The following is an 8278-nucleotide window of genomic DNA, read 5'->3' as shown; positions in this document are numbered from 1 at the left end:
TGTCGAGAGCACCGCGTGACCGCTCACCTGGGCAGGTAGGTCCCGGCCACGGGCACGTCCAGCGCACCACCGAAACGGGTCTCGCCGGACACGCCGTCGACGATCCACGCGCCCGTCGACGGCCGGTGGTGGAGCAGCCGGTCCGGCGACATCGGTGTCATGCTGGGCCCCGTACGCCCGCCCAGTCGGACGGGACACGGGCGCGTACGTCTGCGGAAACGCGACGATCCCCGGCCATCGTGAGTGGCCGGGGATCGTTGCGTATCAGTGTGTTTGGTCAGAAGTCGAACTCGCCGTTGTGGACACCGGCGAGTAACTTCTCCCACTCGTGCGGGGTGAACGCGAGGATCGGGCTCGCGTCGCCGAGCTTGGTGTCACGGACACCGATCAGGCCGGGTACGGATCCGACCTCGACGCAGCCGTTCTCTCCACCCTGGCTGAAGCTGGCCTTGTGCCAGTCGGTCGCGGCGGCGAGGGCGGAGACGGCGTCCTCGTACCTCATGATGATCAAAGATCCTTTGCTAGCTGACGGATGAACGCCGGGGAGTCTTCCGGCTTGGTGGCCTGGACCCGCAACCGGGTCAGGGCGTTGCGATACCTGGTGATCTCCTCCAGCTCCTCGTAGTAGTAGCCCTTGACGAGGGTCTCCACATACACGCAGCCGGGGTAGTTCTCCAGCTCCGGGGGCGCGGACAACAGCGTGAACGTGCCCTCGGTACCAGTGTGCGCGCCCGCGTCCAACGGGACCACCTGCACGTCCACGTTCGGCCGCTCGGCGAGCTCCGCCAGGTGATGCAACTGGGCGGTGGTCACCTCGCTGCTGACCACGACGCGGCGCAGCGCGGCCTCGTCGATCACCCGCCACACCTTCGCCGGATGATCCCGCTCCAATACCTCACGCTGGCGGGCCATCCGCAGGTCGACCAGCTGGCGGATCCCGGTGCCGGTCTCGGCGGGAACGTCGGCGTACCCGGCCCGGATCACACCTTCGGCATAGTCCGGGGTCTGGAACAGCCCCGGCGGCAATAGGGCGTCCCAGCCCTCGATCTGCGGCGAGGAGGACTCCAGGCCGAGGAACAGGTTGAAGTAGCTGCGCACCGACGGGCCGAAGCCGATCCACCAGTCCTTGCCGCGCTTGGCCCGGTCGCGCAGGTCCTGGAAGAACTCCGCTCGCTCGGTTTGGCCGTAAAGCTCGAGGAGCTTGTCCAGCTCCAGTGGTTTCGGCAGTGACCGGCCCGCCTCGATGTGGCCGATGCCCTGAACGCTGCCCTTGGTCGCCCGCGCGGCGTCCTCGCGGCTGATACGCCGCTCCTCGGGTTGTGCCTCGCGCATCCGCCGCATCTCGACGGCGAACCACCACTTGAGCGCGGTCGGGCTCTGCGCTGCCGCCACCGCGGCCTCCTCTCCCATCTGGGCGTTTTGGTGTCAGACAGTGTCCGGTCGTAGCCAAGGATCATCCATTCGGAGCACTTACATTTTGAGCACGCTCAGATGTAGCGTGCTCATTATGACCTGGCTCACCGTGAGGCATGACGCTACTCGGTAGCCGCGGTCCCACCAGGGGACGACCCGCCCTCAGCACGCACAAGGGAATGGCGATGGCCGAGAACGAGATGACCACGCAGGGACAGCCAAGGCCAGCGCGAGCTGTTCGTGGTGACCGCGCGGGGTCACCACCGGCAGCTCCCCGCGCCAAATCCCCGGTACGCGCACGAGGCGGCGACCGCGCTCCGGCCCGCGAGCCCGCCCGCTCAACACGTCGGAATCCCGGTGCGATAGTTGCGACCGGCACGCGGAAAATCGCTGTCTGTCACCGATCGTTGACTCTGCATAAGCCTAGGAGGCACGCCTCATTTGAACGCAGAAACCACCACGCGAGCACAGGAACTCCGCAACGAGCTGGTCGACAAGATCATCGAGGGACGTGAGCGGCGGGGCCTCACCTTGCCCGCCGACGTAGAACGCGCGCTGCGGATCGTGCCGCGTGAGCTGTTCATCCCCGGCGTCTCCCTGGAGGAGGCATACGCGAACACCGCGGTGGTCACCAAGCGGCGCGAGGACGGCGTGAACATCAGCTCGGTGTCCGCGCCTCACCTGATCGCGGACATGCTCGGGCAGGCCACCGGCCGCCACATCCTCGAGATCGGCAGCGGCGGCTACAACGCGGCGCTGCTGCGTGAGATCGCCGGTCCGAGCGGGTCGGTGACGACCGTTGACATCGACTCGGACGTCACGGACCGGGCACGCGCCTGCCTGGATGCGGCGGGCTACGCCGATGTCGAGGTCGTGTGCGCCGACGCCGAGTTCGAGATCGAGCCCGGCCGCCGCTACGACTTGATCATCGTGACGGTCGGGGCGTGGGACGTCCCCCCTGCCTGGATCAGCCAGCTTTCCGACGGCGGCACGCTCGTCGTCCCGCTCCGCACCCTGGGGATGACCCACTCCTGGGCGCTCCAGCGCACCGGGAACCAGCTGATCAGCCGCAGCAACCTCACCTGCGGATTTGTGCCCATGCAGGGCGCAGGCGCCAGCAAAGGCCGAGAGGTTCCTCTCGGGGACGGCGTCAACCTGTGGCTCACCGAGGCCCACCAGGACGTCGACGGCGCCCTGCTTCATGGCGTGTTCTCCAACGAGCGTCACGAAGTGTCCTCGGGTGTGATCGTCCCGTCCGGCCGGCGCTCCTCCGATCTTGACCTGTGGCTGGCGAGCCACGTGCCCGGATTCGCCGTGATGATCGCTCAGACCAGCGCCATCGACAGCGGTCTGGTCGATCCGTCGTGGCAGTACGGGACTCCCGCGTCAGTTCACGGCGCGACGTTGGCCTACCGCGGCCGGCTTCGCCAGGTCGCCGACGCCGAGTTCGAGTATGTCGCGTACGCCCACGGCCCCGACGGCGCACGGGCCGCCGAAGAGATGGCAGAGCAGATCCGGGCGTGGGATCGCGCTGGCCGCCCGGTACCGATCCTGCACGTCACCGCGATCGGCACGCCCGACACCGATCTCCCGGAAGGACTGGTGCTGGACAAGCGCCACAGCCGCGTGGTGTTCACGTGGCCAGCGGCGTAGCCACCCCTCCCGGGAACACCTCCTTCCTGCCAACGGAGTCACGGAAGGGGCGCAAGGAACCGCTCTGGAGAAAGGACGTTCTGATGGACCCCTTGGAGTTTCGCCTCAATGTGCGGCTCGTCGAAGGCGGCGCCGCACCCGCGACCGGGTCAGAGGACTGCACCTCGGACAACTGTGGTGACGGGAACACAGGCAGCGATGCCTGTACGACCAACGGCTGACAGCCGAGTGCTGGTGTGGCCCGGTCTTGCCTGCAAGGCCGGGCCACACTCTCGTGGCGGGAAAGACGGAGGTGCAGGTGCGCACGTACGAGGCCGTGGACGCGGCACTGATCAGGATCACGACGTTCCCCGCAGACGTGGAGTTGCCGCCGTGGCCGGACCTGGCCGGGGACGACGTGGCCGGCTGGCACGACTGGCTCCGGCACGTGTGGAGTTTGCCGGGGTTCGCCGACGCGGTGAGGATCGCGTCGGCTGAGCTGGCAAATCAGGTGGAGCGGCAGATCGCCGAACCACCACTCGGACGCAAGACCGTGCGCCGCGTGCGGCGGCTGGTCGAGACGGTGGCACGGTACCTGCTGCGCTGGACCAGCCGAGCGACGCCGTTCGGCCTGTTCGCCGGCGTGGCACCCGCGCACATCGGGGGCCGCGCGACAGTGCGGTGGAGCGGCGAGCATCAGACGGTGTTCCGGCCGGACGGTGCGTTCGTGGACGAGCAGGTCGAGCGGATCGAGCAGCTGGACACGCTGCGGACTGTCGACGTCGTGACGAACAGCCTCGGATTCGCCCGCGGCCGCTCGTGGATAATCCCGGGCACCGGTGCTGAAGACCGCTCCGGCACCGGAGATCACCTGTGGGATCTCGAGGTCGAACTCACCAGGCCCGTGCGCCTGGCTGTCGAGATCGCGCGGCAATCGATCCCCTTCAGCGACCTGGCCGACAAGCTCGCCGCCGAGGCCCCCGCCGTCGACCTCACGGTGATCGAGGAACTGCTGGCCCAGCTGGTAGCCCGCCGTGTGCTGCTCTCAGCCGTCCGCCCGCCGATGACCGTGACCGATCCAGCGGCCCACCTTGCCAGCTACGGAGACCTTCCCGACCGGACCGGGCGGGCCGCGGCCGATGTGCGGGTCGGCTGCTCGGTGACCCTGCCCGCCGCGGTCCTGCGCGAAGCAGAACAAGCGGCGTCGGCGCTCACGCTCATCGCGCCGCAGATGCCCTGGTGGCAGTCCTACCACCAGGCTTTCCTCGAACGGTACGGGCCGGGGGCCGTGGCGCCCGTGCGTGAGCTGGTCAGCCGATCCGGCCTGGGGTACCCCGCCGGCTTCCGGGAATCGTATCGGCGCGAAACCCGGGCACTGACCTCCCGCGACACGGCCCTGGCGATCATCGCCCAGCAGGCCGCCCTCGACGGCGGCCGCGAGGTCGTCCTCGACGACGATCTCATCGCCCGCCTGATGCTCGGGCAGCGAGCCCCGGTCCCGCACACCGAGCTCCGGTTCAGCTTGGCGGCAACGACTCTCGCCGACCTCGAACGCGGTGACTTCACACTCGCGGTCATCAGTGGGGCCCGGCACGCCGGAGTCACCGTCGGCCGCTTCCTGCATCTGCTCGCCGACACCGAGCGAGCGCGGTTCAAGCGCGCGTACGCGGCGCTGCCGACCGTGTCGCCCGAGGCGATGGCGGTGCAGGTTTCCGGGCCGCCCCTGGCCCGCAAGATGACCGCGGTGGCCAGGGTGCCCGAGATCCTGCCCGTCCTGCCGCTCGGGGAGTACCAGCAGACTCCCGGCATCACGCTGGACGACCTCGCCGTCACCGGCGACGCGCGCCGCCTGTGGCTCGTCTCCTTATCCCACGGCCGCCCCGTCGAGCCGATGCTGTTCAACGGCGTCAACCTCTCCGGCGGCCAGCAGCCGCTCGCGCGGTTCCTCACCGAGATCTGGACTGCCTTCTGCGCACCCTGCCGCCCGTTCAGCTGGGGACTCGTCGCCCGTGACCTGCCGTTCCTCCCGCGCATCCGCCACGGTCGGTCAATCCTGCACGCCGCCCGCTGGACCATCGCCGCCTCCGCGCTACCCGCCCTCGCCGAGCCTTTCGTCACCTGGCGGAAGGCATGGGAACGGCTGCGGGCGACCTGCCGGATCCCGTCGGAGGTGCTTCTCGGCACCGATGACGTGAGGATCCGCCTCACCCTGGAAGAACCCGCCCACCTGGCGCTCCTGCGCAGCCACCTTCGCCGACAGCAGGATGTGATCCTCACCGAAACCCAGGGCCCGGCCGGCTGGATCGACGGCAGACCTCACGAGATCGTCCTCACGCTCGCCCGGACGTCACCGCCCAGCACTCCTCAACACCCGCGGCCGGCGAAGACGCTCAACGCCATCGAGCACCGGCCGGGCCTGTCACCTTGGCTGTATGTCAAGGTTTTCGGCCGAAGCGATGACATCCTCGCGCGGACAGCCGAACTCGACGACGCCGCCGGGAGCGGCTGGTGGTTCATCCGCTACCACGAACCCGAACCCCACCTCCGGTTGCGGATCCCGCTCGGCGACGCCAGCCGGTTCGGTGCCGCTGCCCGGCAGTTCGGCACCTGGGCGGGGCTGCTCCGCACCGACGGGTTGCTGCACGACTACACGATCAACACCTACCGACCCGAAACCCGGTTCGGCACCGGACCGACGCTCGCCGCGGCCGAGGAGGTGTTCGCCGCCGACTCACACGCGGTCATCCAGCGCTTGTCCGGCGATCGGACGATCGCCACCGCGGCCGGGCTGATCAGCATCGTCGACGGCTTCACCGGGAACGGCCCCGGCTGGCTCATCAAGCACGTCGACCACCGCGGTGAGCCACACACTTCCGACCAGCCGATCAGCGACCATCGCGAACTCGTCATCCGCGCTCTGGGCACCGGCAGCGACGACCGGCTCCGGCAGGCCCTGGCGGACTACCGCGCGCACGCCGAACACGACGGCCTTGATCCGGACCGGATCCTGGCTGACCTCCTGCACCTGCACCACGTCCGGATGATCGGGGTGGGCATGGCGTCCGAGCGGCGCTGCCTGCGGCTGGCTCGCGCCACCGCCCTCACACTGCTCGCGCGAGGTGCGTCGTGAAGCCAGGGCAATCCCTCAGCGGCGGTGCCGCAGGGATCGCGCTCCTGCACATCGAGCAAGCCAGCACGGGCGCGGGAACGTGGGATCTGGCCAATGCGACGTTGAGCCACGCTGTCGCCGAAGGGATCAGCAAGTCGGACTCGGCCAGCCTCTACCACGGTGCCCCGGCGCTGTCGTTCGTCCTGCACGGAGCCGCCGACCGGCCCGGCCTCGCGCAGGCCAGGGACACCGTCGACGCTGGCACGGCCCTGATCACCCGCCAGCGCCTGGACGCCGCCCACGCACGCATCGACCGCCACGGCCGACCGGCGCTGGGCGAGTACGACCTCATCGGCGGTCTGACCGGCCTCGGCGTCGCGCTTCGCCGCAGCGGCGACCACGATCTCCTGCGCTCCGTCCTGACCTACCTGGTGCGCCTGACAGAACCCGTCGACGGGCTCCCAGGCTGGTGGTGTCCAGCAGGTCCCGAACGCACCCGACCCGGCCCCGCAGGCGGCCATTCCAACCACGGAATCGCCCATGGCATCACCGGTCCTCTTGCTCTCCTTGCCCTCGCCCACGGCGACGACATCACCGTTGACGGGCAGATCGACGCGATGACCCGCATCTGCCGGTGGCTCGACAGCTGGGAACAAAACCACGTCAGCGGCGGCTCCTGGTGGCCACAGGCCGTCACGCTCGCGGACCTGCAGCGCCACACGAGCGCCCAACCTGGCCCACGCCGGCCATCCTGGTGCTACGGGACGCCGGGCATCGCCCGAGCCCTCCAGCTCGCCGGCCGCGCGCTGCACGATCGCTCCCGCCGGCAGCGCGCCGAAGCCGCCTTCACCACGTGCCTCAACGACCCAGCCCAGCTGGACTCTCTCACCGACCGGAGCCTCTGCCACGGAACCGGCGGTCTGCTCGCGACCGCCCGCTGCATCGCCGCCGACGCCGTCGAGCAGGTCACCCTCACGTCGGCGACGCAGCGCCACCGGGACGCCACTGCCCCGGCCGACGAGCCTCCGGGATTCCTCGTCGGCGCGGCCGGCGCCACGCTCGCGACCATCGGCACCGTGACGACATCGTGGGACGCCTGCCTTCTGCTCCGCTGACCCGAAAGGCCATTGTGGACACGACCGCCTGGAACCAACTGAACATCGCCTATCCCGGCGACGACTCCGCCGAACGGGAACGTCACGCCGCTGAGCACCTGGGTGGCATCCTCCCTGCCGCTGAAGCCAGCGGGCTGATCACGTCCTGGTGGTTCATCCGGAAAGGCCCATGGCGCGTGCGCTACCTTCTCGCCAGTCCGCCCAGCAGCTCAGACAGTGACCCGATCCACGCGAGCCTCACCGCAGGAATGGCCTGGACCCGCGATATCTACGAACCGGAAACCCATGCCCTCGGTGGCCCCGCCAGCATGGATCTGGCCCACACGCTGTTCCACCACGACAGCAGCCACCTGTTGTCCTTCCTTCGCTCAGGCGCCGCCGACCGCAGGGAACGCTCCCTCATCCTGTGCACCGCGCTCATGCGAGCCGCCGGACTCGACATCAACGAGCAAGGCGACGTGTGGGCCCAAGTTGCCGAACACCGCGCCAGCGTGCCTGTCGCACCCGTTGACGCGGACGTGTGGAGTTCGTTCACCGACGACATCAGCCACATCCTCCGTGGCAGAGCCGGAACCGACGTGCTCGATCGCACGTGGCTCACCGCGTTCGAGGACGCGGGACGGGCGCTACGGACACTCCGCGCGGAAGGCGCACTCACCCGGGGACTGCGCGCCATCACCGCACTTCACGTCATCTTCCACTGGAACCGGATAGGACTGCCCGCGACAACCCAAGCCGCTCTCGCCCGAGCGGCGAAAGACGCCATCTTCGGCCGTCCCATCGATGAGATCCGCTCGGAACGTCCGGCCTCAGCCGGCTCCAGCAGCAAGGCTCGCTAGCGGCGCCCTGCACGCCCGCACGAGCGGCAACTGCTGGCTCGGTGAGTACGACGAGGCTGTTTCCCTGCTGTGGCGGGGTTTGCGGATCGCCCGCGATGTTGGTGCGAGGAGTGGTGAGGGCAGGCTGCTCGCCAATCTCGGGGTCGCGCATACTGGGCTCGCCGAGTTCG

7 protein-coding genes are annotated in these 8278 nt (G+C 69.2%); 4 read left to right on the top strand and 3 right to left on the bottom strand.

The window, feature by feature from the left end:
• Window positions 1-23: 23 nt before the first annotated feature.
• From WBA97_RS22400 to WBA97_RS22390, 3 genes are all read right to left on the bottom strand, one after another.
• Complete coding sequence (locus WBA97_RS22400; protein ID WP_424232850.1) at window positions 24-161, bottom strand: hypothetical protein; 138 nt, start codon at window positions 159-161, stop codon at window positions 24-26.
• Window positions 162-277: 116 nt separating this feature from the next.
• The gene (locus WBA97_RS22395; protein WP_424232849.1) at window positions 278-502 is read right to left on the bottom strand and encodes a DUF397 domain-containing protein; all 225 of its coding nucleotides are present in this window, start codon (window positions 500-502) and stop codon (window positions 278-280) included.
• Window positions 503-507: 5 nt separating this feature from the next.
• Entirely contained in the window at window positions 508-1392 is an 885-nt protein-coding gene (locus WBA97_RS22390; protein WP_424232848.1) for a helix-turn-helix domain-containing protein, read from the bottom strand.
• Window positions 1393-1854: 462 nt separating this feature from the next.
• Between WBA97_RS22390 and fxlM the strand changes: the two genes are divergently transcribed.
• The 4 genes from fxlM to WBA97_RS22370 all read left to right on the top strand — a co-directional run bounded on the left by fxlM (window position 1855) and on the right by WBA97_RS22370 (window position 8108).
• Window positions 1855-3066 carry a methyltransferase, FxLD system gene (gene fxlM, locus WBA97_RS22385; protein ID WP_424232847.1) on the top strand — a complete coding sequence of 404 codons (1212 nt, stop codon included), beginning with the start codon at window positions 1855-1857 and terminating at the stop codon, window positions 3064-3066.
• 298 nt (window positions 3067-3364) lie between these two features.
• Complete coding sequence (locus tag WBA97_RS22380; RefSeq protein WP_424232846.1) at window positions 3365-6175, top strand: lantibiotic dehydratase; 2811 nt, start codon at window positions 3365-3367, stop codon at window positions 6173-6175.
• A complete protein-coding gene (locus WBA97_RS22375; RefSeq protein WP_424232845.1) occupies window positions 6172-7269 on the top strand; it encodes a lanthionine synthetase C family protein in 1098 nt (365 codons plus the stop codon). The genes WBA97_RS22380 and WBA97_RS22375 overlap by 4 nt, the downstream gene beginning before the upstream one ends.
• Entirely contained in the window at window positions 7242-8108 is an 867-nt protein-coding gene (locus WBA97_RS22370) for a thiopeptide-type bacteriocin biosynthesis protein (protein ID WP_424232844.1), read from the top strand. Before WBA97_RS22375 ends, WBA97_RS22370 begins: the two co-directional genes overlap by 28 nt.
• The last annotated feature ends 170 nt before the right edge of the window (window positions 8109-8278 follow it).

The organism is Actinophytocola sp., from assembly GCF_049647105.1.
Classification (GTDB): domain Bacteria; phylum Actinomycetota; class Actinomycetes; order Mycobacteriales; family Pseudonocardiaceae; genus Actinophytocola.
This window is presented reverse-complemented; position numbering and strand designations above follow the sequence as displayed.

Coding starts and splice junctions, on each gene's coding strand:
- WBA97_RS22400 (WP_424232850.1), bottom strand. CDS start 161: ATGACACCGATGTCGCCGGACCGGCTGCTCCACCACCGGCCGTCGACG.
- WBA97_RS22395 (WP_424232849.1), bottom strand. CDS start 502: ATGAGGTACGAGGACGCCGTCTCCGCCCTCGCCGCCGCGACCGACTGG.